Annotated in this window: 25 protein-coding genes and 1 tRNA gene; 12 read left to right on the forward strand and 14 right to left on the reverse strand. The window is 67.0% G+C overall.

Annotated elements, in window-relative coordinates; all coding sequences use genetic code 11:
* Positions 1–344: 344 nt before the first annotated feature.
* Positions 345–1,502, forward strand: a complete 1,158-nt coding sequence (locus tag ACE3O8_RS06595) for a ScyD/ScyE family protein (protein ID WP_374388024.1) — start codon at positions 345–347, stop codon at positions 1,500–1,502.
* Positions 1,503–1,616: 114 nt separating this feature from the next.
* Here the strand turns inward: ACE3O8_RS06595 and ACE3O8_RS06600 are convergent, their stop codons facing one another.
* The 4 genes from ACE3O8_RS06600 to ACE3O8_RS06615 are packed head-to-tail and all read right to left on the reverse strand — an operon-like array spanning position 1,617 to position 5,894.
* Entirely contained in the window at positions 1,617–3,905 is a 2,289-nt protein-coding gene (locus ACE3O8_RS06600; protein ID WP_374388026.1) for an ATP-dependent helicase, read from the reverse strand.
* A gap of 20 nt (positions 3,906–3,925) precedes the next feature.
* The gene (gene rsmD, locus ACE3O8_RS06605; protein ID WP_374388028.1) at positions 3,926–4,465 is read right to left on the reverse strand and encodes a 16S rRNA (guanine(966)-N(2))-methyltransferase RsmD; all 540 of its coding nucleotides are present in this window, start codon (positions 4,463–4,465) and stop codon (positions 3,926–3,928) included.
* A 3-nt stretch (positions 4,466–4,468) separates the two neighbouring features.
* Positions 4,469–5,425: a pseudouridine synthase gene (locus tag ACE3O8_RS06610; protein WP_374388030.1), complete on the reverse strand. Its 957-nt coding sequence runs from the start codon at positions 5,423–5,425 to the stop codon at positions 4,469–4,471.
* Positions 5,418–5,894 (reverse strand): Lrp/AsnC family transcriptional regulator, encoded by a 477-nt coding sequence (locus tag ACE3O8_RS06615; RefSeq protein WP_374388032.1) that lies wholly within the window; start codon positions 5,892–5,894, stop codon positions 5,418–5,420. The genes ACE3O8_RS06610 and ACE3O8_RS06615 overlap by 8 nt, the downstream gene beginning before the upstream one ends.
* A 164-nt stretch (positions 5,895–6,058) precedes the next feature.
* Between ACE3O8_RS06615 and trxB the strand changes: the two genes are divergently transcribed.
* The 5 genes from trxB to ACE3O8_RS06640 all read left to right on the forward strand — a co-directional run bounded on the left by trxB (position 6,059) and on the right by ACE3O8_RS06640 (position 9,423).
* Positions 6,059–7,015 carry a thioredoxin-disulfide reductase gene (gene trxB, locus ACE3O8_RS06620; RefSeq protein WP_374388034.1) on the forward strand — a complete coding sequence of 319 codons (957 nt, stop codon included), beginning with the start codon at positions 6,059–6,061 and terminating at the stop codon, positions 7,013–7,015.
* 21 nt (positions 7,016–7,036) lie between these two features.
* Positions 7,037–7,945, forward strand: coding sequence for a LysR family transcriptional regulator (locus tag ACE3O8_RS06625; RefSeq protein ID WP_374388036.1), 909 nt, complete (start codon positions 7,037–7,039; stop codon positions 7,943–7,945).
* Between the two features lie 330 nt (positions 7,946–8,275).
* Positions 8,276–8,351 (forward strand) — tRNA-Ile (locus tag ACE3O8_RS06630).
* A 478-nt stretch (positions 8,352–8,829) separates the two neighbouring features.
* Positions 8,830–9,042 carry a hypothetical protein gene (locus ACE3O8_RS06635; protein WP_374388038.1) on the forward strand — a complete coding sequence of 71 codons (213 nt, stop codon included), beginning with the start codon at positions 8,830–8,832 and terminating at the stop codon, positions 9,040–9,042.
* A 33-nt stretch (positions 9,043–9,075) separates the two neighbouring features.
* Complete coding sequence (locus ACE3O8_RS06640; protein ID WP_374388040.1) at positions 9,076–9,423, forward strand: helix-turn-helix domain-containing protein; 348 nt, start codon at positions 9,076–9,078, stop codon at positions 9,421–9,423.
* Between the two features lie 5 nt (positions 9,424–9,428).
* On the opposite strand, the gene ACE3O8_RS06645 is transcribed toward ACE3O8_RS06640, so the two are convergent.
* Positions 9,429–10,355 (reverse strand): formylglycine-generating enzyme family protein, encoded by a 927-nt coding sequence (locus tag ACE3O8_RS06645; protein WP_374388071.1) that lies wholly within the window; start codon positions 10,353–10,355, stop codon positions 9,429–9,431.
* 23 nt (positions 10,356–10,378) lie between these two features.
* Positions 10,379–11,659, reverse strand: coding sequence for an OprO/OprP family phosphate-selective porin (locus ACE3O8_RS06650; protein WP_374388042.1), 1,281 nt, complete (start codon positions 11,657–11,659; stop codon positions 10,379–10,381).
* Between the two features lie 231 nt (positions 11,660–11,890).
* On the opposite strand from ACE3O8_RS06650, the gene ACE3O8_RS06655 reads away from it, so the two are divergent.
* Positions 11,891–12,748, forward strand: coding sequence for a hypothetical protein (locus tag ACE3O8_RS06655; protein ID WP_374388044.1), 858 nt, complete (start codon positions 11,891–11,893; stop codon positions 12,746–12,748).
* 33 nt (positions 12,749–12,781) lie between these two features.
* Here ACE3O8_RS06655 and ACE3O8_RS06660 read toward each other — a convergent pair whose 3' ends face one another.
* Both ACE3O8_RS06660 and ACE3O8_RS06665 read right to left on the reverse strand, forming a co-directional pair.
* Complete coding sequence (locus ACE3O8_RS06660; RefSeq protein WP_374388046.1) at positions 12,782–13,423, reverse strand: hypothetical protein; 642 nt, start codon at positions 13,421–13,423, stop codon at positions 12,782–12,784.
* The gene (locus tag ACE3O8_RS06665; RefSeq protein WP_374388048.1) at positions 13,416–13,781 is read right to left on the reverse strand and encodes a DUF1622 domain-containing protein; all 366 of its coding nucleotides are present in this window, start codon (positions 13,779–13,781) and stop codon (positions 13,416–13,418) included. Before ACE3O8_RS06665 ends, ACE3O8_RS06660 begins: the two co-directional genes overlap by 8 nt.
* Before the next feature lie 122 nt (positions 13,782–13,903).
* On the opposite strand from ACE3O8_RS06665, the gene ACE3O8_RS06670 reads away from it, so the two are divergent.
* A complete protein-coding gene (locus ACE3O8_RS06670) occupies positions 13,904–14,350 on the forward strand; it encodes a YidH family protein (protein ID WP_374388050.1) in 447 nt (148 codons plus the stop codon).
* 55 nt (positions 14,351–14,405) lie between these two features.
* On the opposite strand, the gene ACE3O8_RS06675 is transcribed toward ACE3O8_RS06670, so the two are convergent.
* Together ACE3O8_RS06675 and ACE3O8_RS06680 are read right to left on the reverse strand one after the other, a co-directional pair.
* Entirely contained in the window at positions 14,406–15,899 is a 1,494-nt protein-coding gene (locus tag ACE3O8_RS06675; protein ID WP_374388052.1) for an arylsulfatase, read from the reverse strand.
* Positions 15,900–15,976: 77 nt separating this feature from the next.
* On the reverse strand, positions 15,977–16,636 hold the full coding sequence (locus ACE3O8_RS06680; RefSeq protein WP_374388054.1) for an MOSC domain-containing protein: 660 nt from the start codon (positions 16,634–16,636) through the stop codon (positions 15,977–15,979).
* Between the two features lie 81 nt (positions 16,637–16,717).
* On the opposite strand from ACE3O8_RS06680, the gene ACE3O8_RS06685 reads away from it, so the two are divergent.
* Entirely contained in the window at positions 16,718–17,155 is a 438-nt protein-coding gene (locus tag ACE3O8_RS06685) for an MAPEG family protein (RefSeq protein WP_374388056.1), read from the forward strand.
* Positions 17,156–17,209: 54 nt separating this feature from the next.
* Here the strand turns inward: ACE3O8_RS06685 and purL are convergent, their stop codons facing one another.
* On the reverse strand, positions 17,210–19,387 hold the full coding sequence (purL, locus tag ACE3O8_RS06690) for a phosphoribosylformylglycinamidine synthase subunit PurL (RefSeq protein WP_374388058.1): 2,178 nt from the start codon (positions 19,385–19,387) through the stop codon (positions 17,210–17,212).
* Positions 19,388–19,486: 99 nt separating this feature from the next.
* On the opposite strand from purL, the gene ACE3O8_RS06695 reads away from it, so the two are divergent.
* Positions 19,487–19,945: a VOC family protein gene (locus ACE3O8_RS06695; RefSeq protein WP_374388059.1), complete on the forward strand. Its 459-nt coding sequence runs from the start codon at positions 19,487–19,489 to the stop codon at positions 19,943–19,945.
* Between the two features lie 7 nt (positions 19,946–19,952).
* Here ACE3O8_RS06695 and ACE3O8_RS06700 read toward each other — a convergent pair whose 3' ends face one another.
* Both ACE3O8_RS06700 and ACE3O8_RS06705 read right to left on the reverse strand, forming a co-directional pair.
* Complete coding sequence (locus tag ACE3O8_RS06700) at positions 19,953–20,801, reverse strand: lysophospholipase (RefSeq protein ID WP_374388061.1); 849 nt, start codon at positions 20,799–20,801, stop codon at positions 19,953–19,955.
* Positions 20,802–20,907: 106 nt separating this feature from the next.
* The gene (locus ACE3O8_RS06705) at positions 20,908–22,143 is read right to left on the reverse strand and encodes a type VI secretion protein ImpB (RefSeq protein ID WP_374388063.1); all 1,236 of its coding nucleotides are present in this window, start codon (positions 22,141–22,143) and stop codon (positions 20,908–20,910) included.
* A 77-nt stretch (positions 22,144–22,220) separates the two neighbouring features.
* Here ACE3O8_RS06705 and ACE3O8_RS06710 point away from each other — a divergent pair, with 77 nt between their 5' ends.
* Both ACE3O8_RS06710 and ACE3O8_RS06715 read left to right on the forward strand, forming a co-directional pair.
* Complete coding sequence (locus ACE3O8_RS06710) at positions 22,221–22,988, forward strand: queuosine precursor transporter (RefSeq protein WP_374388065.1); 768 nt, start codon at positions 22,221–22,223, stop codon at positions 22,986–22,988.
* A 1-nt stretch (position 22,989) separates the two neighbouring features.
* Positions 22,990–23,307 carry a hypothetical protein gene (locus ACE3O8_RS06715; protein WP_374388067.1) on the forward strand — a complete coding sequence of 106 codons (318 nt, stop codon included), beginning with the start codon at positions 22,990–22,992 and terminating at the stop codon, positions 23,305–23,307.
* A 12-nt stretch (positions 23,308–23,319) separates the two neighbouring features.
* Here ACE3O8_RS06715 and ACE3O8_RS06720 read toward each other — a convergent pair.
* Positions 23,320–24,259, reverse strand: a 940-nt coding sequence (locus ACE3O8_RS06720) for a class I SAM-dependent methyltransferase (protein ID WP_374388069.1), incomplete at its 5' end; no start/stop codon positions are given.

Genomic DNA, 24,259 nt, shown 5'->3' on the forward strand with positions numbered 1-24,259 from the left:
CCCCCCGCCATCCGCCAGCGCCACCAGCAACTGCATCACGCGCGGCTCGATCAGGATGCTGCCGGCAGGGCCGTCCAGCCGCCGCGCAGCCGGATCCGCCCGCAGGTCGCCCATCGCCAGACGGTCGCTCCTGCCCAGATCGATCGGCGGTTTCAGCGTGCCCGTCCGCGCGTCCACCCGGCCCCCCCATGGCTGCCCGTCAGGAAAATATCAGAAATCCATCGGCGGCTCATCATGGAAATGGACTCCGGACTGCCGCATCCTCCGGCCGGTCGGGGCCTTCCATTCCTGCGCGGCGTGCGTCCGTCGTGCGCGAGCCGTCCCGGCGAACAGGGAGAACAGGCATGATCAGAACCCGTGCGCTGGCCGCCATTCTGGCGGCGGCCGTCACCACATCGCCGGCCATGGCGGCGCAATATGTCTCGAAGGTGATCGCCACCGGCCTCAACAATCCGCGCGGCCTCGCCTTCGGCCCGGATGGCGCGCTCTATGTGGCAGAGGGCGGCTACTATGTCTCCGGCGGGCCCACCGCCGTCACCCCGCGCGGGGAAGCGGGCTATATGGAAACCGGCTCGATCACCCGGATCGCGGACGGCGTGCAGTCGCGGATCCTCACCGGCCTCCCGTCCAGCGGGCTCACGAACGGAACGGATGTGGGCGGCCCGAACGACATCGTCTTCACCCCCGACGGCGTCGGCCATGTGCTGATCGGGCTGGGCATGAATCCGGCGATCCGCACAGCGGAATTCGCGCCCGTCGGCAGCAACCTCGGCCGCGTCTGGTCCTTCTCGCCCGGTCCGCTCGCCCAGGGTGCGGACATCTCCGCCTATGAACTGGCGAACAACCCGGTGGGCGGCGCGGTGGACAGCAACCCGTTCCACATGGCGGCGATCGGCAATGATCTCCTCGTCACCGATGCGGGCTCCAACACGCTCCTCAGGGTGGATCGCACCAACGGCACGGTTTCGCTCGTCGCGGCCTTCCCCGGCCGCTTCATCGGCCCGCCCGTGCCCTCCAGCGATGCCGTGCCCACCGGCGTCACCGTCGGGCCAGACGGGAATTTCTATGTGGCCGAACTCACGGGCTTTCCCTTCACGGCGGGCGCCGCGCGCATCTATCAGGTCACGCCCGCAGGCGTGGTGACGATCGCCTATGAAGGCTTCACCACCATCACCGACATCGCCTTCGGCAAGGATGGCAGCCTCTATGTGCTTCAGGCGGATTCCAACGGGCTGGCAACGCCGGGCGGCAGCGGCCAGCTGATCCGGGTGGGCCCCGGCGGCAAGCGCAGCACGGTGCTGGAAGGCCTGGTCGTGCCGACCGGGCTGGAAATCGGCGCGAACGGCAAGCTCTATGTCAGTAACTTCAGCCCCGTGGCCGGCATCGGGCAGGTGCTGGCGATATCCTATGTGCCGGAACCCGCCAGCTGGGCGTTGCTGATTGCGGGCTTCGGCGTCATCGGTGCCGCATTGCGCAGGAAGTCGCGGGCCGTCAGCGCGTGAACGGTCGGGTTCGCGTGGAACAATTCCTACATTTCCAACAGATTAAACATGTAACCCGTTGACTTTGCAGTGTAGGGAAATGTTCCACGTGGAACAACCAATCTGGTTATTCGATCAGGCCGGGCTCACGAAGCTGTCCAGCACCATCTTCAGGCCCGCCTGATCGAACTCGATTTCCAGCTTGTTGCCGTCCTGTCCCTTCACCGTGCCCATGCCGAACTTGGAATGATGCACGCGGGCGCCGATGCCGATGTCGTCGCGCGCCGCCCCACCCACCGAGGAGCTCAGCGGCCGGGCGTTGATGGTCACGGCCCGGCGCGCGGTCGAACGGTCGAGCCCGCCGCGCGCAGTCGCCCGTTCCCAGCCGGGGCCGCGCCCGGCGCCGCGATCCACGTCACCAAAGGGATCGCGGTCGTCCAGCGCCGCCCGCCACAGGCTGGCGCCGCCCGTCAGTGTGGTTTCCACAGTCACATGCGCGTCGGGCAGCTCGCTCAGGAAGCGGCTGGGAATGGCGCTGGTCCATTGCCCATAGACCCGCCGGTTGGCCGCATGCAGGATGGTGGCGCGCCGCCGGGCGCGGGTGATGCCCACATAGGCCAGCCGCCGTTCTTCCTCCAGCGCGGCCGCCCCATTCTCGTCCAGCGCGCGCTGGCTGGGGAAAATCCCTTCCTCCCACCCGGGCAGGAACACATGGTCGAATTCCAGCCCCTTGGCGGCATGCAAGGTCATCATCGTCACCTTGGCGTCCGCGTCTGAGCGGTCATTTTCCATCACCAGCGCCACATGCTCCAGGAAGGCCTGAAGATCGGTGAACCCCTCCATGGCGCGCACCAGTTCGGCCAGATTGTCCAGCCGCCCGGCGGATTCCGCGCCCCGGTCGGCTTCCAGCATGGCGATATAGCCGGATTCCTCCAGCACCAGCTGCGCCAGTGCTGCCTGGTCCATGCTGGTCATCTGGTCGCGCCAGCGCCGGATCCCGGCCAGAAACTCCGCAAGCGACCGGCGGGCGGCGGGGGGCAGTTCCTCGGTTTCCACCAGCTGCTGGGCGGCGGCGGGCAGCGTCAGCCCGGTCAGCCGGGCATGGGCCTGGATCTTCGCCTGCGCCTTGTCCCCCAGGCCCCGCTTAGGCGTGTTCACGATCCGCTCGAACGCCAGCGCGTCATCCGGCTGCGCGATCAGGCGCAGATAGGCCAGTGCATCGCGGATTTCCGCCCGCTCGTAGAAGCGGAAGCCGCCGACGATGCGATAGGGCAGGCCGATGGAAATGAAGCGGTCCTCGAACTCCCGCGTCTGGAAACTGGCGCGCACGAGGATGGCGATTTCCGTGGGTGAAGCGCCTTCGCGCAGCAGCCGTTCGATCCGTTCGCCCACCAGCCGGGCTTCTTCCGGCCCGTCCCAGATGGCGATCACATTCACCTTTTCCCCGGCGTTCAGCTGGGTCCACAATGTCTTGCCCAGCCGCCCCTGATTGTTGGCGATCACATGCGCCGCGGCGGCCAGGATATGCGGGGTTGAACGATAATTCTGTTCCAGCCGGATCACCTTCGCGCCCGGAAAATCCTTTTCGAAGCGCAGGATATTGGCGATTTCCGCCCCCCGCCAGCTGTAGATGGACTGGTCGTCATCGCCCACGCAGCAGATATTGCCTTGCCCACCCAGCGCTCTTGCGGCCAGCAATGTCAGCCAGCGATACTGGGCGGCATTGGTGTCCTGATATTCATCGACCAGCGCATATCTGAAGCGTTTCTGCCAGTCCGCCAGCACATCCGGGTGGGTTTCGAAGATCCGGATCATGTGCAGCAGCAGATCCCCGAAATCGGCGGCGTTCAGCTGCTTCAGTTCGGCCTGATAGCGGGCATAGAGATCCGCGCCGCGTCCGTCGCCAAAGGCGAAGGATTCCCCCTTGGGCACCTGATCGGGCAGCAGCGCCTTGTTCTTCCACCTGTCGATCAGGCCAGAGAGCTGCCGGGCGGGCCAGCGTTTCTCGTCCAGCCCGGAATCCAGGATGATCCGCTTCAGCAGGCGAAGGACATCATCCGTGTCGAGGATGGTGTAGTTGCTTTTCAGGCCCGCCAGTTCGGCGTGGCGGCGCAACATGCGGGACGCGATGGAGTGGAAGGTGCCGACGAACGGCATGCCCTCTGCCTGCGGCCCCAGCAGCTGGGCCAGCCGGTGCCGCATTTCCGCCGCCGCCTTGTTGGTGAAGGTGACGGCCAGGATTTCGGACGGCCAGGCCCGGCGCTCGTGCAGGATCTGGGCGAGGCGGGCGGTCAGCGCCCGGGTCTTGCCGGTGCCCGCGCCGGCCAGCACCAGCACGGGGCCGTCGAGAAGGGTCGCGGCTTCGCGCTGGGGCGGGTTCAGCCCCTGAAGCCAGGGGGGATCTTGGGGCGAAAGGCTTGCCATAGGGAGAACAGATAGCGAACTTATGGGGCCGGGCGCAACAGATGCAGGGCCGCCTTGCCGACCGGGCGGGTCGTTTCCAGCCGGAATCCGATCGGCTCGACGGCTTCGTCGCGGGCGGTTTCCAGGCTGATCCAGCTGTGCGGCGCGATCCAGCCCATGGCGGCGGCAGAGGCGAGGGCAGGGGCCCAAAGGCCTTCGCCATAGGGGGGATCAAGGAAGACGAGATCGGCGGGCGCCTTCGCCGGGGGCAGGGCGGTGGCGTCATGCGCGATCAGCCGGGCATTGGCGCCGAGCTTGCGGATATTCGCCTCGATCGCCTTGCGGGCGGGCGGCGCGCGCTCGGCGAGAAAGGCCTGCGCGGCGCCGCGCGACAGCGCCTCCAACGCCAGCGCGCCGGAGCCGGCAAACAGGTCCAGCACGGTCAGCCCCTCGAAGCTGCCCAGCCGGCTGGTGAGCATGGAAAAGAGGGTTTCACGCGCCCGGTCCGCGGTGGGGCGGGTTTCCGCGCCCGCCGGTGCTTCCAGCGGGCGGGAGCGCCAGGCGCCTGCGATGATGCGCATGGATCAGCCGTCCCGGCGGGGGGTGCGGATGAGGCTGCGCTTCAGGTTGGCGACCATCTGGCCCGGGACTTCCTGTACGCCCCGCGCGGCGAGATCCCCCAGATGGAAGGGGCCATAGCTGGTGCGGATCAGGCGGCTGACCTTCAGGCCCATCGCCTCGCACAATTTGCGGACTTCGCGATTCTTGCCTTCCGTCAGCGTCATCGTCAGCCAGATGTTCGCGCCGTCGGCGCGGGCGCGGCGATCGACGGAGGCGTCGACCGGGCCATAATGCATGCCTTCCAGCGTGACGCCCAGCGCCAGCGCCTCCAGATCCTGCTGCCGCACTTCGCCCAGCGCGCGGACGCGATAGGTGCGCGGAACGGCATTGGCGGGCAGTTCCAGGGCGCGCTTCAGTTCGCCGTCGTTGGTGAGGAGGAGGAGGCCTTCGGTGTTCATGTCCAGGCGGCCGACCGGCACGAGGCGCGGCAGGCCCTGCGGCAGGGCATCATAGATGGTGGGGCGGCCGCCCGGATCGCGGGCAGCGGTGAGGAAGCCCGACGGCTTGTGGAACAGGAAGATGCGGGTGACATCGGCTTCGGCGACGGGCTTGCCATCCACCGTGACGCCTTCGAGCGACTTCAGGATGGTGGCCGGCGTTTCCAGCACCTGCCCATTCAGCGCCACGCGGCCTTCCGCGATCATCCGTTCGATATCCCGGCGGGAGCCGACGCCGGCGCGCGCGAGGAGCTTGGCGATGCGGTCCCCGCTGCCCGGCGCCTTTGCCGCGCCCGGCGGCGGGGCGCTGCGGGCGACACGGGCGGCGCGGCGGCCGCCGGGCGCTGCCCGGGCCGTGGCGGTGGGGCCGGAGGGCCCGCGCCCGCCGGACTTGGAACCGCCGGGGCCGCCGGTCCTGCGCGGGCCGCCGGGGGCGCCCGGCCTGCCGGGGCCGGTGCGGCGCGGGGGGCGGCCCTCAGCCATCGACGGGGACCCCGATCTGCGATTTGGAGGTGCGGATGGTGAGCGAGGTTTTCACCGACGCCACATTGGGGGCGCTGGTGAGATGTTCGGTGAGGAAGGCCTGGAAGCTGGGCAGATCGCGGGCGACGAGCTTCAGGATGAAATCAATCTCTCCGTTCAGCATATGGCATTCGCGCACCTGCGGCAGGCTGGCGACATGGGTTTCGAAGGCGCGCAGATCGGATTCGGCCTGGCCCTTCAGGCTGACCATGGCGAACACGGTGATCGGCCAGCCCAGCGCATCCGGCGAGAGATCGGCATGATACCCCTTGATGACGCCCGATTCCTCCAGCGCGCGGACGCGGCGAAGGCAGGGCGGGGCGGTCAGGCCGACCTTCTGCGCGAGATCCACATTCGTCATCCGGCCATCGGCCTGAAGATGGGTGAGGATGTCCCGATCGATCTGATCGAGTTGATGCGTGCGGCTCATGTGCAGCTTCATTCCTTGGAATCGGGTGTTCGCTATAGGATTATTGCGCGAGCGCGCAAGGGCCTTGCGACGAACGGATTGTTTTCGCCTGCCGGCGGCTTCGGCCCGACACAACTTGCGCAGGGGGGACGCGCCGCCTAAGTCAGCCGTGAAAGGATATTCATGTGAGCGACGTCAGGCGCACGAAGCTGCTGATCATCGGCTCGGGGCCGGCCGGCTACACTGCGGCCGTCTATGGCGCAAGGGCCATGCTGGAGCCGGTGCTGGTGGAGGGGCTGCAACCCGGTGGGCAGCTGACCATCACCACGGATGTGGAGAACTGGCCCGGCGAGACGGCGATCATGGGGCCGGAGCTGATGGCGAAGCTGCGCGCACAGGCCGAGCATGTGGGCGCACACATCATTTCCGACATCGTGGCCGAGGTGGATTTCAGCCGCAGGCCGTTCCGGGCGGTGCTGGACGGTGGCGAGGTGATCGAGGCCGAGACGGTGATCGTGGCGACGGGCGCCAGCGCGCGCTGGCTGGGGCTGGACAGCGAGACCCGGCTGCGCGGCAAGGGCGTTTCCGCCTGCGCGACCTGCGACGGGTTCTTTTTCCGCGGCAAGCAGGTGGCCGTGGTGGGCGGCGGCAACACCGCCGTCGAGGAAGCGCTGTTCCTGACCAATTTCGCCAGCAAGGTGACCTTGATCCATCGCCGCGACGAACTGCGGGCCGACAAGACCAACCAGCAGCGGCTGTTCGCCAACCCCAAGGTGGAGATGGTGTGGAACGCCACCGTTTCCGAAGTGACGGGGACGGACGGGGTGAGCGGGTTGGTGCTGACCGATACGGTGACGGGCGAGGCGCGGCCGCTGGCGGTGGACGGGCTGTTCGTGGCGATCGGCCATGAGCCTGCGACCGGCCTGTTCGCGGGCAAGCTGGCGATGGACGAGGAGGGCTATCTGCTGGTGGCGCCCGGCACGCCGGTGACGAGCGTGCCCGGCGTGTTCGCGGCGGGCGACGTGACCGACAAGCTGTACCGGCAGGCGGTGACCGCAGCCGGGATGGGCTGCATGGCGGCGCTGGAGGCGGAGCGCTTCCTGGCGCATCAGGCGCACGCGCCGCAGCAGCAAGCGGCCTGAGCGCGCGGCCGAGGGGGGATCATGCCGATCGACTGGGACAAGCTGAGGCTGTTTCACGCCGTGGCCTCCGCCGGGAGCTTCACGGAAGGCGCGCGGCGCCTGAAGCTGTCGCAACCCGCGCTGAGCCGGCAGGTGATCGCGCTGGAGGAATCGCTGGGCGCCAAGCTGTTCCATCGCCATGCGCGGGGGCTGGCGCTGACGAACGAGGGCGAGCAGCTGCGATCGACGACGAGCCGAATGGCCGAAGAGATCGAGCGCACGCGCAGCAGCATCGAGGCGACGCGCAACCGGCCGACGGGCGAGATCAAGCTGACGACGACGGTGAGTTTCGGATCCTCGTGGCTGCCGGTGCAGCTGAAGGATTTCCTGGACATGTATCCGGACATCCGGGTGAGCCTGATCCTGTCGGACGAGGAACGGGACCTTGCGCGGGCGGAAGCCGATTGCGCGGTGAGGTTCCACAAGCCGTATCAGGCCGACCTGATCCAGCGGCCGCTGGCGTCCATCCGGCACCGGCTGTGCGCCTCGGAGGCCTATCTGGCAGCGCATGGCGAGCCGAAGACCCCGGCCGAACTGCTGAATCACCGGATGATCGCCTATGGGCCCGAAGCGCCCGCCTATCTGCGCAGCATCAACTGGGCGCTGGAACTGGGGCATGACGGGCCGCCGCGCGAACCCGCGCTGACGGTGAACAACAGCTTCGGCGTGCTGCAGGCGGTGGAGGCAGGCGCCGGGATCGCGGCGCTGCCGTCCTATCTGATCCGCCACTCGGGCAAGGTGAAGGTGCTGCTGCCGGAACTGCAGGGTGCCGTGTTCCAGACCTATTTCGTCTATTCCTCGGAACTGAGGGGCTCGGTGCGGGTGGCGGCGCTGAGGGACTTCCTGATCGACCGGATGACGCCGGCGAACCTGGGCGACCTGATCAAGTGACGCGGGCGGGTTCATGAACTGACCCTAAATGTCATGCATATGATGCATGGCTGCCCCGTTTACTTCGCACTTGCACAAAAAACCGGGCTCTCCTACATAGGCGTTGTTGCTGCATTGCAGCGCGGCCGGTCAGCCTCACTCCTCCCCGAGGCTCCCGGTCTGGTCGACCACCACTCTCCCTCCCTCCCTCGGAGGTCGACCGAAATCTGGGCCCGGTGTCGAGCTTGCTCCGCCGGGCCCTTTTTCTTTTTACGGCTTTTGCTGTTGCCTGGCCGGTGGTCGGGTGGCTTTCCAACCCGAACGCGCGCGGCTATCCCCCACGCCCAGGTGGGGCCTGTAGCTCAATGGTTAGAGCTGGCCGCTCATAACGGCTTGGTTGCGGGTTCGAGTCCTGCCGGGCCCACCAGTTTTTTCGCTCACGGGCGAAGCCCTCCGCGGGGGCGCGGCATTGGCCGCGGCGCCCGGTCGGTCTTGCGAACCCGGTTCGGGTTCGGGTGTGATTTCGGTTTTCGCTCACGGGCGAGGCCCTCCGCGGGGGCGCGGCATTGGCCGCGGCGCCCGGTCGGGCTTGCGAACCCGTTCGGGTTCGGGTGTGATTTCGGTTTTCGCTCACGGGCGAAGCCCTCCGCGGGGGCGCGGCATTGGCCGCGGCGCCCGGTCGGGCTTGCGAACCCTGTTCGGGTCCGGGTGGTGCGGCGGGCGGGATTCTGCCATGATTGGCGTTCTGCATTCAGATCGGGGGACTGATGACGGGGCGTGCGCAGCTTGTTCAGGGCCTGCCGAAACTTGCGCCGATCGCGCGGGATTCGCTGTTGTCGAGGGGGTGGCTTTCAACGACTCCCGATGATTTCCGGGAAGCGATCCTTTCCATTTCGATCTTTCGCATGGCTGCTTCGGGCACGGAATTCATGCATGCCGGGGATGAGAATGGCGGGCTGGTGGGCATCGCGCAGGGGACGGTGGAGGTTTCCTTCGAGGCAGGTCACCCCGACACGCGCGCGATCTATCTGGGGCATGCGGGCTTCTGGTCCGGTTACAAGCCGTTGCTGGGCCGGCGGCGCGCGATCTCCTTGACGGCGCGGAGTGAAACGCTGTAGGCGCTGGTTCCGCAACATTCGGTGGAGCGGCTGTTGGCCGAGAGGCCCGGCTGGTGGCGGCACATCGCGACGCAAATCGACGAACTGTGCGACATTTCCAACATGATGCTTGTCGACCTGACCCGGCAGGACAGCGAGGCGCGCGCCGTGGCGATGCTGTTGCGCCTGGCCGGTTGCCGGCACATGGACCCGCCCGACATTGCCGATCTGGAGATCCGGATGAGCCAGGCCGACATGGCGGCGATGGCGGTGATGTCGCGCAACACCTTCAACGCGATCATCGGCCGGCTGGTCGAGTTGGGTCTGCTGGAGCTGGGCTATCGAAGCATCCGCCTGCTGAAGCCCGCTGCCCTGCGGGACATATTGTTCCGCGAGGAATAGCGGCTTCAGGCGTCTGCCACGCAGCGGAATCCGATGTGGCTGGTGGAACTGTCGATGGCCTGCGCGTGGCGGGCGGCGGGCCGGTAGCGGCGGCAATAGCTGAGCGCGCAGAGATGGGAGCCGCCCTTCAGCACGCGGCGCGGGATGCGGATCTGCGGCATGGCCGGATCGAAGCTGCTTTCCATCGCAGCGCCGCGCGGGTTGCGGGGCGCGCAGCAGCCCTTGGGCGTGCCGTCGCGGTGCTGTTCCACCACATGGCGATCGGCGTACCAGTCGCTCGTCCATTCCCAGACATTGCCGATCATGTCCGAGAGGCCGAAGCCGTTGGGCGGGTAGTGACCGACGGGCGAGGTGCGCAGGAAGCCATCCGCCGCCGTGTTTCCGTGAGGGAATTCGCCCTGCCAGATGTTGGCCATGTGGCGGCCGGCCGGTTCCAGTTCGTCGCCCCAGGCGAATTCATGGCCGGAAGCGCCGCCCCACGCGGCATATTCCCATTCGGCTTCGGTGGGGAGGCGCTTGCCGGCCCAGGCGGCATAGGCTTCGGCGTCTGCGGTGGCCACCTGCACGACGGGATGGTCCTCCAGCCCCTCGATGCTGCTGCCGGGGCCGGTGGGGTGGCGCCAGTCTGCGCCCGGCACCCAGCGCCACCACTGGCTCCAGTCCTCCAGCCGGACGGGGCCGGGGGTGGGCGTGAAGACGAGGCTGGCGGCGACCAGCATCTCTGGCAGGGCACCCGGGTAATCGGCGGCGTTGGGCACGATTTCTGCCAGCGTGACATGGCCGGTGGCGGCGACGAAGGCCGCGAACTGGCGGTTGGTGACGGGTGTGGGGTCTATCCGGAAGCTGCTGACCTCGACGTCGTGCGCGGGCGATTCCTCGCGGTAGTGGACGTCGGAGCCCATGCGGAATCGGCCGCCCGGGAGCAGGATCATCTTGTCGGTCTGCGTTTGCGCCATCAGTACACCCATTGAATCCGAGCCAGCAGTGTATCGGTCTCGCCTTCGGCGCCGAAACGGTCAAGCCAGACATGGCCCCAATGGAGCCCCGCCTTCCAGCGGTGGGTCGCCCACCAGTTGATGCCGAGATCGGTGCGGCGGAAGCGGCCGCCATCGATCTGGCCGTCAGACAGGTCGACATCGGAATAGCGGGCGACCAGTTCAGGGGCGCCCCAGCGGCCCTGCGGGACGACGCGCCGGGCATAGCCGACGTTGCGGTCGTAGGGGCGGTGATCGCCGGTGAGGACCCAGCTGCCGGTGACATACCAGCCGGTGAAGGCGGGGTTGCCGACGGTGGGCGCGTCGACTTGGGCGGAGACATGCTCGCCCTGCACGCTGACGGGGCCGAGGGCGAGCATCGCTTCCAGCCCGAGCTGAAGCGCGCCATCGCCGGCGAAGTTGCCGGTATCGACGAAATTGTCCGCGACATTGCTGCCGGGGCGGCCGCGGAAGCGCATTGTGCCCTTCGAGGCGACATGGCGGGCGGCGGCGCCCAGGTGCAGGTAGCGCGAATCATCGGCGGCATCGACCCAGGCGAGGGCCGTGACGCGGGCGGAATAATCCCAGCCGCGTTCGGCGGCGGGGCCGATATCCCAGGCGTCGTTGTAGAGGCCGAGCGAGAGGGTGCCGCGCTTTTGTGGCCCCCACACATGGGTCAGGCGCAGGTCGGTGTTGCGGGAGACGAAGAAGGGCGAGAGCACCCGTTCGACAGCTGGCAGGTTGGCGGCGTCGCCCACCATTTCATAGGCGAAGGTTTCCTTGGTCTTTCCGGCCGTGAGTTTCGTGCGCTGGCCCAGCGTGAAGGTGAGCGACAGGTCAGTCAGCTGCCATGTCGTATCCGGATCGCCATCGAAACCCTTGTATTCTCCGCTGATCTGATAGCTGACCGGGATGGCGCCGTCGAAAGCGCCGAGGAAGGAGAGGCGCGCGGCGCGGAGTTCCCATTGATTGTCCTGCCGTCCGACCTGGGCGACGCTGGTGGAATCCTGCCAGAAGCTGGTGTGATCGCCCAGGATGACGAGGCTGATGCGGAACGGATCCGGTTTGGCGGGCGCGGTTTCGGGCTTCATATCCGGCACGGCATAGGCGCCGACGCGATCGAGGAGCGAGGCATCACCGGATGCGGTGCCGATGGGTTCCGCCAGCGATTCGGTTGCCTGTGCGCGCAGCGGCCCCGCGAGGGCGGTGGCGAGGAGGGCGGCGCCGCTTGCCAGCGACCGCAATTGGTGGGTGCGGATCATCGGATGAGGAGTGGCGCGACGAGCAGCAGGAGGCCTGCTGCGCCGACCGTCAACAAGGTTGCGAGAAGGATCGGAAATCCGGCATCGCCTGCCCAACCAACCTGCTTCAATGTCCATCCCCTGCCGTTGGGACTTCGTTAGCGCGGCGATGGTGCAGGGACTGTCTGGTTTCGGGCAATGCCGGGGAAGGCCGCGGCTATCCTTGGCCTCGCGGGCAGGGAGGGGTTGAAGATGGATATGATGACGATCCTGAAGCTGGCGCTGGTGGGCAGCATCGCGCTTGTCGTGCTGTCGATCGGCCTTGGATCCGGGCTGAGGGACGTTCTGGCCTTCCTGAAGGAGCCCTGGCAGGCGGCGAAGGCGATGGGCGCGATGTTCGTGCTGATGCCGCTGCTGGCGCTGGGGCTGGGGCTGTTGCTGCCGCTATCGACGGCGACGCTGGTGACGCTGCTGGCGATTTCGGTTTCGCCCATGCCGCCCATCTATCCGTCGAAGGCCGGAAAGCTGGGCGGCGGCGACCGTTATGTGATGAGCCTGTTCGTGCTTGCGCCGCTGGCGATGCTGGCGGCCGCGCCGCTGATGCTGGCGCTGGACGAACGCGTGCTGGGCATCGGGCTGCCGTTCGAGAGCGGGGCCGTGCTGCGCACGCTGGGCATTTCCATCCTTGCGCCGCTGGCGCTGGGGCTGCTGCTGGCCGAACGGGCGCCGGCGCTGGCCGCGCGGCTGCGCGACCCGGTGGCGCGCGGAGGCATGCTTCTGCTGCTGCTGTCGTTCCTGCTGCTGCTGCTTGCCGCCTGGCCGGCGATGCGATCCGCCGTGGGGGAATTTGCCATCGTCGCGATTCTGTTGATGATCGTGGGCGGGCTGCTGATCGGCCATCTGCTGGGCGGACCAAAGCGCGGGAACCGCGCGGCGCTGGCGACGGCGACCGCGCTCCGCCACCCCGGGATTGCCTTGCCGCTGGCGATCGCTGCTGATCCGGCCGACGCCCAGCGGATCGCGGGGACGGTTCTGATCTATCTGTTGTCCGCGGCGCTTCTGTCGACGCTGTACGGGTTGGTCGCCCATTCGGGCGATCCGGAGACCTGAGCGACAGCGGATTCAGGGCCCTGCGCCGGGCGGTCAAACTGTCGGCAGGGTCACGAGATAGGCCGTGGACGCCAGGAGCAGGAGCGTCGAGATCAGAAGCACGGCCTGCCGGATACGGATGTTCTTCATCAGCTGGCTGATGCCCGCCAGGAACAGGACGAGCGACAGAAGCACCGTCACGAACGTGAAGCGATCCCCGATCCTGTTGGATTCCTGCCCATCGCGGAGCCGGGATTCGGCCTGTTTGCGCAGCTCCTTCGCCTGCCGTTCTGCCGGGACCCGGATATCCGGCAGTTCAAGTGGCTCGGCGCGGGGCTTCGCCCGGGACATGTCCGCCGGGAGCCTGGCCTTCCAGTCGCGGAAGGTCTGCCTTTGGTCCACCGGCATGTGCCGTTCGTAAAAGAGCATCCGGACCTGGTCGTTGCGGGAGGCGGCCTCCAGCCAGGCGTGAACGACGGCGAGCCGGCCGGCCCGAAGCTGCCCGGCTTCGGTATCCTTGCGGGCTGCTTCCGTCTGAAGGGTGCCGGCTTCTGCATAGGCCGTCGCCTGCTCCCCGCCCCAGAGCGCGGCCTGAAATGCGGCCCAGGCGGAGAGGAGGCCGGCCACGCCGAGGATGATGGCTGCGGATATTTCGGCCCGCTCGGCGGACGGGGCAGGGCGTTCGTCTTCAGCCATCGGATCCGGCCTCTTTCGACTTTCGCTTTTCGTTATAGGATTCGATGTCCTTCACAAGGAACCAGTTCAGGAACGTCCGGATGGCGGCGATCGCCGCGAGCTGGCCGATGGAATCCCAGGACGGGGCGATGGCCGATCGGATGATATCCGCCGCGAGCGCGAATTCCAGCGCCAGGATGATCCAGAGCGCGAAGCGGAACCAGGTTTCCCTGCGGCGCTCGACATCGGGCCCGGCGCCGATGGCGCGGACCGTGTTGGCGACCGCCTCCAGCGCGGCATACGCCAGCACCAGCACCACGATTCCTTCGATCGCCAGCGCGATGATGGCCGCATATTCCTGAAAATGTTCCTCGATCATGACTGAACCCCCTGACTGCCGGGGGAAGATAGCCGGGCAGATGGCCCGATATTGCCTGAAACTGGACTGTTCAGCTTGGCCGTGCCGTGCATGGAATGGCGACCTGGACAGGAGGATGAGCCATGGGCTTCGACGATCTCGACACCGGCACACGAATGGCGTCCATGCGGACCACAGCCAGCTTCCAGCGCACGCGGATGTCCGCCGACCGCACGCTGATGTCGTGCGTGCGGACCTCGCTTTCAATGATCGGCTTCGGTTTCACCATCTTCAGCTTCTTTCGGACGCTGGCGAAGGAGGAGTTGCTGGGAAGCCAGGTGCCGACCCATGCGCCGGCCCAGTTCGGGCTGGCGCTGGTGTCGCTGGGGGTGCTGGTGCTGACGATCGCGCTGGTGGCGGATTTCCGCTTCAACGCCAGCCTCAGGCGGCAGCGGCAGACATTCCTGGATGCCGGGCTGCTTCGGCCGGACGATGATTTCCCCCGGTCGTGGGTGTGGGTGATCGCCCTGCTGTTGCTGCTGGTGGGGCTGGCAGCCATGCTGTCGATCATCTTCGCGTCCGGCAGCTGAACGGCAAGGAGCCGGGCGGGTTTCCCCGCCCGGCTCCCGGCTGCGCTGCCGGGGGTCAGGCGCCGCCTGTCGCAGCCTCCTCCATCTTCTTCATCACGCCTTCGAGGTTGAAGCTCGCCGACTTCTGGCTGGGCGGGAATTCCTTGAAGGTTTCGAGGAACTCGGCCACGCCGACCTGCGCCGGCACCAGCAGGAAGATGCGCCGGAAATACCAGTCCCAATAGGTGTTCGAGGTGGTGTCCGCGAACTCATAGGGATCGGTGCGCAGGTTGTAGAGCTTGGGTGTGCGGAGCGTGACGAACGGTTCCGCCCACAAGCCCAGCTGCCCGGGCGACCGCTGCTCCAGGAACACCAGCTTCCAGTGGTTGAAGCGCAGCGCCACCAGTTCGCCGTCGTCGTTGAAGTAGATGAAGCCCTTGCGGGGGCTTTCCTTCACTTCGCCGGTGAGGAAGGGCAGCATGTTGAAGCCGTCCAGATGCACCTTGTATTTGACGCCGTCGAGCGTTTCGCCCTTCTTCAGCCGTTCCTTCACCGTGGTGTCGCCGCCGACTGCCGCGATCGTCGGGAACCAATCGAGGTGGGCAATGAGATCGTTGCAGACCGAGCCGGCCTTGATCTTGCCGGGCCAGCGCACCATCGCCGGAACCCGGTAGGCGCCTTCCCAGTTGGTGTTCTTCTCCGAGCGGAAGGGCGTGGTGCCGGCATCGGGCCAGGTGTTGCAGTGGGGGCCGTTGTCAGTGGAGTAGAAGACCAGCGTATCGTCTGCGAGGCCCAGTTCGTCGAGCAGGTCGAGCAGCTGGCCGACATGCTTGTCGTGATCGATCATCACGTCGTGATATTCGGATTGCCAGCGGCCGGCCTGTCCCTTGCTTTCGGGCTTGGCGTGCGTCCAGGCGTGCATGTGGGTGGTGTTGAACCAGACGAAGAAGGGTTCGTCGGCCTCATTGGCGGACTTGATGAACTTCTTGGCGCCTTCGAGGAACTCCTCGTCCACCGTTTCCATGCGCTTTGCGGTGAGCGGGCCGGTGTTTTCGATCTTCTGGCCGCCCTTGCCATCGGCGTAGCAGTGCATGACGCCGCGCGGGCCGAACTTTTTCCGGAATTCCGGATCGGTCGGATAATCCTCATGCTCCGGCTCTTCCTCGGCGTTGAGGTGATAGAGGTTGCCGAAGAATTCGTCGAAGCCGTGCATGGTGGGCAGATGCTCGTCGCGGTCGCCCAGGTGGTTCTTGCCGAACTGGCCGGTGCGATAGCCCTGGTTCTTCATGGCGCGCGCGATGGTGGGGTTCACGGCCTGCATGCCTTCGGCGGCGCCCGGCAGGCCCACCTTGGTGAGGCCGGTGCGCAGGCCGCACTGGCCCATGATGAAGGATGCGCGGCCGGCCGTGCAGCTCTGCTCGGCGTAATAATCGGTGAACAGCATGCCTTCCTTGGCGATGCGGTCGATGTTGGGCGTGTGATAGCCCATCATTCCGTGCGTGTAGCAACTGAGGTTGGACTGGCCGATATCGTCGCCCCAGATGACGAGAACGTTGGGTTTCTTTGCCATGATCTGTCTGCCTCCCGGTGAATGGTGGGCAGAGCGCTATCAGCGGGCGGGACGGAAAGCGGCCCAGTTTTGGGCAGTCAGAGCGCCTTGGGGCCGGGCCGTTCCGAAACGGCGGTGCGGGCTGCCCAATCGGCCCAGCTGGTGGCGAGGCCGGGCGCGCGGGCGAGGGCGGCGAGTTCGGCCTTGTCGGGCGGGGAGCGATAGGAGACGCGGAGCACGCGGGCGATGGACCAGGCGCCATCCGGGCGATGTTCCAGCGTGACCGCGTCGCCGCCTTGCATCGCGCCTTCCTCCACCACGCGAAGATACCAGCCAGAGCGGCCGTTGCGGACCATCGCCTTCACCATCAGCGGGTCATCGAACCAGCGCGCGAAGGTGGCGCAGGGCTGGCGGGGCTGGCACACCTCGACCAGCGCCGTGCCGATGCGGTAGCGATCGCCGACATGGGCGCTTTCCTCGTCCAGCCCCTCAACCAGCAGGTTTTCGCCGAAGGCGCCGGGGACGAGGCGGGCGGCATGCTGCGGATGATCCGCGGCCCAGAGCGGATAGTTGGAAGCGGCATAGGCATAGACTGCCTTTTCCGGGCCGCCATGGACGCGGGGGTCGCCGACTTCATCCCCTGCCAGACCAAGCGCATGGGCGGTGACGGGGCCATGCTGCTGATCCCGCCCATAGGCGGTGACATGGCCATCGACGAGGCGGGCGCGGCCCGTGCGGAGCTGGAGGAGGCTGGGCATGGCCCTGTCTATCGCGGGGACTTGCGGCTGGGAAGCGGACGCGCCAGTCTGCCCGGATAATGACATGAGGGAGGACGATACATGACCGATCTGACGGCTGCGGCCCAATCCATGCTTCAGAGCATCCTGGCGATGGGGTTGCTGACACTGGCGATGTTCATCTGGATGTATGCGACACGCCTGCCGGCCTTTACCAGGGCGAAGCTGGACCCGCAGGAAGCGATGCATCCCGGCACCTATCATGACCGCATCCCCAGCGAGGTGCGGCGGGTGGCGGACAATTACAACCACCTGTTCGAGGCGCCGACGATCTTCTACGCGGTGACGCTGGCCATCGTGCTGTTGGGGCTGGCGGACCCGCTGCACGTGATGTGCGCCTGGGCCTTCGTGGTGCTGCGGGTGCTGCATTCCATCGTGCAGGCGACCGCCAACAAGGTGGTGGTGCGCTTTTCCCTGTTCGCGCTGAGCTGGGTGGCGATGGGCATCATGATCGTGCGCGCGGCGCTGGCGAGTTTCTGACGATCGATGTGCGACCGGGAGGCGCCGGCCCTTAACGGGCCGGCGCCTTCGTTGTCAGCGGGCCATGAGATCGGGCAGGAAGGCCTGGTGGGCCTTCTGAAGCGCGGCGATGTCCTGAGCGCCGACGCCTTCGACCTTGAGTGACGTGCCGCCGGTGGTGCCGAGGCGGGCGAGCGGGACGGGGCAGGGCGGCAGTTCGGTGCCCGGCTTCACGGTGACGATGTAGCGGCCCTGATCCTCGCCATAGGCCCAGGCCGCGAGGTGGCTGCCCGCCATGGGTGAGGCGGGGGGCATGATGCTGGCGCCGATGCCGCCGGCCATCGCCATTTCCGCGAGCGCGACGAGAAGGCCGCCGTCTGCGCAATCATGGACGGCCGTGAGCGTGCCATCGAGGATGCGGGCGCGCACCCAATCCCCGGCGGCGCGTTCGGCGGCGAGATCGACCGGGGGTGGCGGGCCTTCTTCCAGGCCGCGGACCTCGCGCAGCCAGATGGACTGGCCAAGGTGGCCGGCGGAGGCGCCGACGAGCCAGATTTCCTGCGCTTCGCCCTTGAAGGCGAGGGTGGCGGACCGTTCCCAATCGGCGATCAGGCCGACGCCGCCGATGCCCGGCGTGGGCAGGATGCCCTGGCCTTCGGTTTCGTTGTAAAGGCTGACATTGCCGGAGACGACGGGGTAGTCGAGCGCGCGGCAGGCTTCGGCCATGCCTTCGATCGCGCCGACGAACTGGCCCATGATTTCGGGGCGGGTGGGGGCCGCGAAGTTCATGCAATCCGTGACGGCGAGCGGCGTGGCGCCGACGGCGGTGATGTTGCGCCAGGTTTCCGCGATGGCCTGTTTTCCGCCCTCCACCGGGTCTGCGAAGACATAGCGGGGGGTCACATCGGTGCTGATGGCCAGCGCCTTGCGGCTGCCGTGGACGCGGACGAGGGCGGCGTCTCCGCCGGGGCGCTGGACGGTGTCTGCGCCGACCATGTGATCATATTGTTCCCACACCCAGCGGCGCGACGCGAGATCGGGTGAGCCGAGCAGGGTGACCAGATCGCCCAGAAGGTCGGTCGTGTCGGCCACATTGTCGAGCGGCGCGCGGGGCGGGGTGGGCACCCAGGGGCGGTCGTATTTCGGGGCATCCTCGCCAATGGGATCGAGCGGGAGGTCGCAGACGAGTTCGCCCTGCCATTCGAGCTGGAGGCGGCCGGTATCGGTGACATGGCCGATGACGGCGAAATCGAGCGCCCATTTGCGGAAGATCGCCTCTGCCTGGGCCTCTGCGCCGGGCTTCAGGATCATCAGCATGCGTTCCTGCGATTCCGACAGCATCATTTCATAGGGGGTCATCCCCTCTTCGCGGGTGGGGACATTGTCCATCACGAGCCGGATGCCGACGCCGCCCTTGGAGGCCATCTCGACGCTGGACGAGGTGAGGCCGGCCGCGCCCATGTCCTGGATGGCGACGATGGCGTCTGTCGCCATCAGCTCCAGGCAGGCTTCGATCAGCAGCTTTTCCATGAAGGGGTCGCCGACCTGAACGGTGGGGCGCTTCGATTCCGAATCCTCGTCGAACTCGGCTGAGGCCATGGTGGCGCCGTGGATGCCATCGCGCCCGGTTTTCGAGCCGACATAGACGACCGGATTGCCGATGCCCGCGGCGGCTGAATAAAAGATCTTGTCTGTGCGGGCGAGGCCGACGCACATGGCGTTGACGAGGATGTTGCCGTTGTAGCTGGGGTGGAAGCGCACTTCGCCGCCGACTGTCGGGACCCCGGTGCAGTTGCCATAGCCGCCGATGCCCGCGACCACGCCGCGCAGCAGCTGTTTCGTTTTCGGGTGGGTGGTCGCGCCGAAGCTGAGGGAATTCAGGTTGGCGACCGGGCGCGCGCCCATGGTGAAGACGTCGCGCATGATGCCGCCCACGCCTGTCGCCGCGCCCTGATAGGGTTCGATGAAGCTGGGGTGGTTGTGGCTTTCCATCTTGAAGATGGCGGCGTCACCGTCGCCGATGTCGATGACGCCTGCGTTTTCGCCCGGGCCCTGAATCACCCAGGGTGCGCTGGTGGGCAGCTTTGCCAGGTGGATGCGGCTGGACTTGTAGGAGCAATGTTCGGACCACATCACCGAAAAGATGCCGAGTTCCAGCAAGTTGGGCTGGCGCCCGATGGCCTTCAGGATGCGTTGATATTCTTCCGGCTGGAGGCCGTGTTCGGCGACGAGTTCGGGGGTGATCGCGGTCATGCCCGGCGCTCTAGCGGAGCGCAGGCCAAGAGTCATCCGGTGGGTTGCACGGCCCGAATGTTCCGTTTATGTTCCGCGCTGGGAATGAGGGAGACAACGATGACTGTGCAGAATCCGCCGGCGGGCTATGCGGGGGTGACGCCCTATCTTTCGGTGGCGAACGCCGATGCGGCGATTGCCTGGTATGAAGAGGCGCTGGGCGCGGATCTGAAATACCGGATGGCGTGGAACGGCAAGGTGGGCCATGCCGAGCTGGCGATCGGCGGCGGCCATTTCATGCTGGCGGACGAGTTTCCCGACATGGATATCCTGGGCCCGGCGAGCCGGGGCGGGACGACGGTGAGCCTGCTTGTCTATGTGCCGGATGTGGACCTGGCGCATGCCCGCGCGCTGGCGGCCGGCGCGAAGGAGCTTCAGCCGCTGGACACCAAGCCCTGGGGTGACCGCAGCGCCCAGATCGTGGACCCGTTCGGCCACCGCTGGACGCTGGCGACGCATGTGGAGGATGTGTCGAACGCGGAGATTGATGCGCGGATGGCGAAGATGGCGGGCGGCTGAGGGCGGATCAGGCGAGGCGGGCGTTCAGCCAGCCGACGATGTCGGCCATTACCTGATCCTTGCCGAGATCGTTCAGAAGGTCGTGGAAATGGCCTTCGTAGAGCTTCAGCATCTTGTCTGCCGAGCCGGCGTGATCGAAGAAGAACTGGCTGCCATCCGGGCGGGTGGTGTGATCCGCCGTGCCGTGGAGAATGAATACGGGGAGGGTGATTGCCCCGAATTCGCGTTCGAGCCGTTCGTCTGCGCGGGTGAGGGCGGCGACTGTGGCGACGGGTTGCGCCTCCCCCTTGATCAGCGGATCGGCATACATGGCGGCGACGGCTGCGGGATCGCGGGAGAAATCATCGAATTTCAGCTTCAGCACGCCGGTGTGCGGGATCAGATGGCTGAAGCCCTTCATCAGAGAAAGGACCAGATCGGGGGCGAACACGCGGAAGGCGAAGCTTTCGCAGATGAGGCCCGCCAGTTCGGACTGATGATCGAGCGCATAGGTGCAGGACACCACGCCGCCCGCGCTGTGGCCGAGCAGGTAGAGCGGCAGGCCGGGGTTTTCGGCCTTTGCGTGGGCGATGAGGGTGGCGAGATCGGCGACATAGTCGTCAACTGAATCCACATAGAAGCGTTCGCCTGCGGACCGGCCCCGGCCGCGCAGATCGAGCGCGTGGACCGCAAAGCCGGCCTTCGCCAGTTCCGAACCGGCCCAGAGATATTGGCCGCTGTGCGAATTGACGCCGTGGCAGATGGCGACGACGGCGCGCGGCGGGTGTGCGGGCCGCCAGCTGCGCGTGAAGAGCGCGAGCCCGGACGGGCCGGTCAGGGTGGTTTCGACGGGTTGTAGGGCCATATGATCGGGCATCGCACGCCTTCCGGTCCAAGCAGGGGATGGTGGCTGACAATGGCGCGAATTGCCGTTGCTTCCAATATGGCGGAACGGGAATTCTGCGCCCTTCCGTCTGGCACCCCTATTCGTGAAACTCTGCGGCGTCCGGGATGCGGCCGAAGGCGATCTTGGTGCCGATGAGGCCCGCGCGGCCGGTTGCGACGGAGCCGAGCGTGACGGTGTTGCGGCCGAACTTTTCATTGAGGGCGTCCATCGCCCGGGCGATGCGCAGCGTGGGGCGTGGCGGGGCCTCGAACAGGTTGAGCTGGGTGCCTGCGGCGGGCTGGATATCATCCAGCGTGACCCCGATGACGCGGATGCGTTCGTTGCCGATTTCGCGGGCAAGGCGGGGCCAGAGCCCGGCGAGGGCTTCGAGCAGGGGGAAGCTGTCGTCCGTGGGGGCGAGTTTCTGCGTGGCGTGCCAGCCGCGCCGGGATTCGAATCGGGCGTGGAGCGTGAGGTGGCGGGTGACGCAGTCTGCCCGCCGCAGGCGGCTGGCCGCCTTCAGCAGCAGGCGGCGCGCCGTATCCCGGGCGGTTTCGAGCGAGCGGATATCGGGCGCAAGGACATGGCTGTGGCCGATGGACCGGCTTTGCTGCGGGCGATCGGGCATGTCGTGGCCGTGGAGGGCGTGCCAGAGGCGGGCGCCGACGACCGAGCCCCAGCTGGCGGTGGCGGACTGGGGATCCTGGGCGAGCAGGTCCGCCATGGTGCGGATGCCGCGCGCATTGAGGCGGGCTTCCATCTTTGCGCCGATGCCGGGAATGTCGCGCAGGGGGAGCGGGAGGAGGGCCTGCGGAAGATCGGCGGCGCGGATGAGGGTGAGCCCGTCCGGCTTCTGCATGTCGGCCGCCATTTTGGCGACGAGACGGGAGGGGGCGATGCCGACCGACGAAGTGAGGCAATCGCCGACGTTCGCGCGGATTCCGGCCTTGATGCGGCGGGCCAGTGCGAGGGCCTGTTCCGGGCTGTTTTCATTGTCGAGCAGGCGGCAGGCGACTTCGTCGATCGAGCAGACATGGGTGACGGGGATGTGACGCCAGACTTCGGCAACGATGCGGTTGTGATAATCCGTGTAGCGGCTGTGATCGCCGCCGCAGAAGATCAGATGCGGGCAGAGGCGGCGGGCTTCGCCTACGCGCATGCCGGTGTGGATGCCGAACGCCTTGGCTTCATAGCTGGCGGCAATGATGGTGCCACTGTCGATCCGTTCGGGGCCGACGGCGATGGCCTTTCCGCGAAGCTGCGGATTCAGCTGTTGTTCGACGCTGGCGAAATAGCTGTTGAGATCGAGATAGAGCCAGCGGAGCGGTCGCATGGATGGAACATATCAGGAACAGTTGCGCAGGTGAAGGGGCTGGGCCAAGTTGCGGGCGAGAATCGGAAAGGGCGCCCGTGACGGAACAGAGGGTTGAAGGGCTGGCCGTGGAAGAGCCGGAGGGCATCCGGGCGATCGAGGCCGGCGCCATCGCGGGGCGACGGCTGAAATATTATGATTATTGCATGGCGGCCTTTGCCGTGATCCTGATCTGTTCGAACCTGATCGGGGCGGGGAAGGTGGCGGAAGTGAGCCTGCCGCTGGTGGGGGCGGTGACCTTTGGCGCGGGCATTTTATTCTTTCCGCTCAGCTATGTGCTGGGCGATGTTCTGACAGAGGTTTATGGCTATGCCCGCGCCCGGCGCGTGGTGTGGGTGGGCTTTGCGGCATCGGTGTTCGCGGCCGGGATGGCGGCGACGGTGGTGGCCTTTCCGCCCGCACCGGGCTGGAACGGGCAGGATGCGCTTGCAGCCGTGATGGGGCAGGCGCCGCGCATCTTCGCGGCCTCCATCCTGGCGTTCTGGGCGGGCGAGTTCGCCAACGCCTTCGTGCTGGCACGGATGAAGGTGTGGACGAAGGGGCGGATGCTGTGGACCCGCACCATCGGCTCCACCGTGGTGGGGCAGGGCGTGGACAGCCTGATCTTTTATCCGGTGGCCTTTCTGGGGGTTTGGGACACGAAGCTGGTGCTGACGGTGATGGCGACCAATTACCTGATGAAGGTGCTGTGGGAGGTGGTGCTGACGCCGGTGACCTATCAGGTGGTGAACGGCATGAAGGCGGCCGAGGGGCTGGACGTGTTCGACGTGGAGACGGACTTCACGCCGTTCCGGACGAAGGTGTGAGTTGAGCCTGCTGCAGGACGCGAAATGGTGGCTGATGGGGGCCAGCGGGCTTTCGAAAGACGCGCTTCACATGCATGTGGGCCTTGCCGTGCTGGTTGTGGCGGCGCTGCTGGGCCGTCGGCCCGTGGGGGACTGGCGGCCGCTCTTCGCCGTTCTGCTGGTGGCGGTGGCGGGCGAGCTGTGGGACCTGATCGACAATATCCGCGCGGCCGCGCCGATGCAGTGGCGCGGGCATGCGAAGGATATCCTGAACACGCTGTTCTGGCCGGCCATGCTGACGCTGCTGGCCGGAACGCGGCTGTTCAGGCGGGAACGTTGAGAAGGCGCCTGCCTAGCGGTCCGGCTTCATGGCGACGAGGCGGACGAGGGGCACCTTGTCGAGCCCATAATCGGCGGTGTCGACGGGTTCCTCGTAGCGGATGACCTTGAAGCCGGCGTTTTCGAAGATCGCGCGCATTTCTCCGGGCCCATAGAAGACGCCCTGCGAGGCGCGGGCGGGATCGCCCGCGTTGCCGAACGCCTCGGCCACGACCATGCCGCCGGGTTTCAGCCCCGCAAAGGCCTTGGCCTCCAGTTCGCGGAGTGGCGAGTAGATGAAGGCAATCAGGTTCCAGCGGTCCTTGCCGAAGTCGAAGTCCCGATCGGCGGCATAGACGGTGTCGATCTTCACGCCTTCGCTGGCCGCCTGCTCGCGCGCGAGGCGGAGCCCTTCGCCGGCAACGTCGAAGCCTGTCACCTGCCAGCCCTGCGTTGCCAGCCACACGGCGTTGCGGCCCTGGCCCATGCCGACATCGAGAGCGGCGCCCGGCTTAACGCCGCTGACCGCTTCGGTGAGCAGGCGGTTGGGTTTGCGGCTGAAGCTTTCGGAGACGAGGAAGGCATTGTCCCAAGTGGCGGCATCGCCGGCGTCTCCGCCGGGGGCGACCTGGTGGAACAGAAGGCAGGGGGAAGCGCCGGGGTTTTCGCGCCAGACCATGGTGACATGGGTGCTGGCGGTGCCATAGCGGCCCTTCAGCGTGGTGGGGGCGACGACGACGGTGGCCGGGCCCTGGCTGATCACGCGGAACTCGCCCCATGTCCGTGTCGCCGCGCTGCCTGTTGTCGCCGCCGAGGCGCCGCGGGCCATGCGCTCGAACTTCGAGATCAACCCGTCTGGCCGCATCATCTGCCCGCCGGGACAGAAAGTGGCGGCCATTCGGGCGCCGTCGCGCGCGTCGAGCGCGGCCTGCGCGGTGCGGCTGAGGGCTGCATAGTCGGGGGCGGCGAGCGCT

This window comes from Sandaracinobacter sp. (assembly GCF_041909755.1).
In the GTDB taxonomy this organism is placed as follows: Bacteria; Pseudomonadota; Alphaproteobacteria; order Sphingomonadales; family Sphingomonadaceae; genus Sandaracinobacteroides.

What these genes read in the sequence shown, in the direction of transcription:
- ACE3O8_RS06595 (WP_374388024.1), top strand. Translation starts at nt 345, where the DNA reads ATGATCAGAACCCGTGCGCTGGCCGCCATTCTGGCGGCGGCCGTCACC.
- ACE3O8_RS06600 (WP_374388026.1), bottom strand. Translation starts at nt 3,905, where the DNA reads ATGGCAAGCCTTTCGCCCCAAGATCCCCCCTGGCTTCAGGGGCTGAAC.
- rsmD (WP_374388028.1), bottom strand. Translation starts at nt 4,465, where the DNA reads ATGCGCATCATCGCAGGCGCCTGGCGCTCCCGCCCGCTGGAAGCACCG.
- ACE3O8_RS06610 (WP_374388030.1), bottom strand. Translation starts at nt 5,425, where the DNA reads ATGGCTGAGGGCCGCCCCCCGCGCCGCACCGGCCCCGGCAGGCCGGGC.
- ACE3O8_RS06615 (WP_374388032.1), bottom strand. Translation starts at nt 5,894, where the DNA reads ATGAGCCGCACGCATCAACTCGATCAGATCGATCGGGACATCCTCACC.
- ACE3O8_RS06625 (WP_374388036.1), top strand. Translation starts at nt 7,037, where the DNA reads ATGCCGATCGACTGGGACAAGCTGAGGCTGTTTCACGCCGTGGCCTCC.
- ACE3O8_RS06635 (WP_374388038.1), top strand. Translation starts at nt 8,830, where the DNA reads ATGGCTGCTTCGGGCACGGAATTCATGCATGCCGGGGATGAGAATGGC.
- ACE3O8_RS06645 (WP_374388071.1), bottom strand. Translation starts at nt 10,355, where the DNA reads ATGATCCTGCTCCCGGGCGGCCGATTCCGCATGGGCTCCGACGTCCAC.
- ACE3O8_RS06650 (WP_374388042.1), bottom strand. Translation starts at nt 11,659, where the DNA reads ATGATCCGCACCCACCAATTGCGGTCGCTGGCAAGCGGCGCCGCCCTC.
- ACE3O8_RS06655 (WP_374388044.1), top strand. Translation starts at nt 11,891, where the DNA reads ATGGATATGATGACGATCCTGAAGCTGGCGCTGGTGGGCAGCATCGCG.
- ACE3O8_RS06660 (WP_374388046.1), bottom strand. Translation starts at nt 13,423, where the DNA reads ATGGCTGAAGACGAACGCCCTGCCCCGTCCGCCGAGCGGGCCGAAATA.
- ACE3O8_RS06665 (WP_374388048.1), bottom strand. Translation starts at nt 13,781, where the DNA reads ATGATCGAGGAACATTTTCAGGAATATGCGGCCATCATCGCGCTGGCG.
- ACE3O8_RS06670 (WP_374388050.1), top strand. Translation starts at nt 13,904, where the DNA reads ATGGGCTTCGACGATCTCGACACCGGCACACGAATGGCGTCCATGCGG.
- ACE3O8_RS06675 (WP_374388052.1), bottom strand. Translation starts at nt 15,899, where the DNA reads ATGGCAAAGAAACCCAACGTTCTCGTCATCTGGGGCGACGATATCGGC.
- ACE3O8_RS06680 (WP_374388054.1), bottom strand. Translation starts at nt 16,636, where the DNA reads ATGCCCAGCCTCCTCCAGCTCCGCACGGGCCGCGCCCGCCTCGTCGAT.
- ACE3O8_RS06685 (WP_374388056.1), top strand. Translation starts at nt 16,718, where the DNA reads ATGACCGATCTGACGGCTGCGGCCCAATCCATGCTTCAGAGCATCCTG.
- purL (WP_374388058.1), bottom strand. Translation starts at nt 19,387, where the DNA reads ATGACCGCGATCACCCCCGAACTCGTCGCCGAACACGGCCTCCAGCCG.
- ACE3O8_RS06695 (WP_374388059.1), top strand. Translation starts at nt 19,487, where the DNA reads ATGACTGTGCAGAATCCGCCGGCGGGCTATGCGGGGGTGACGCCCTAT.
- ACE3O8_RS06700 (WP_374388061.1), bottom strand. Translation starts at nt 20,801, where the DNA reads ATGCCCGATCATATGGCCCTACAACCCGTCGAAACCACCCTGACCGGC.
- ACE3O8_RS06705 (WP_374388063.1), bottom strand. Translation starts at nt 22,143, where the DNA reads ATGCGACCGCTCCGCTGGCTCTATCTCGATCTCAACAGCTATTTCGCC.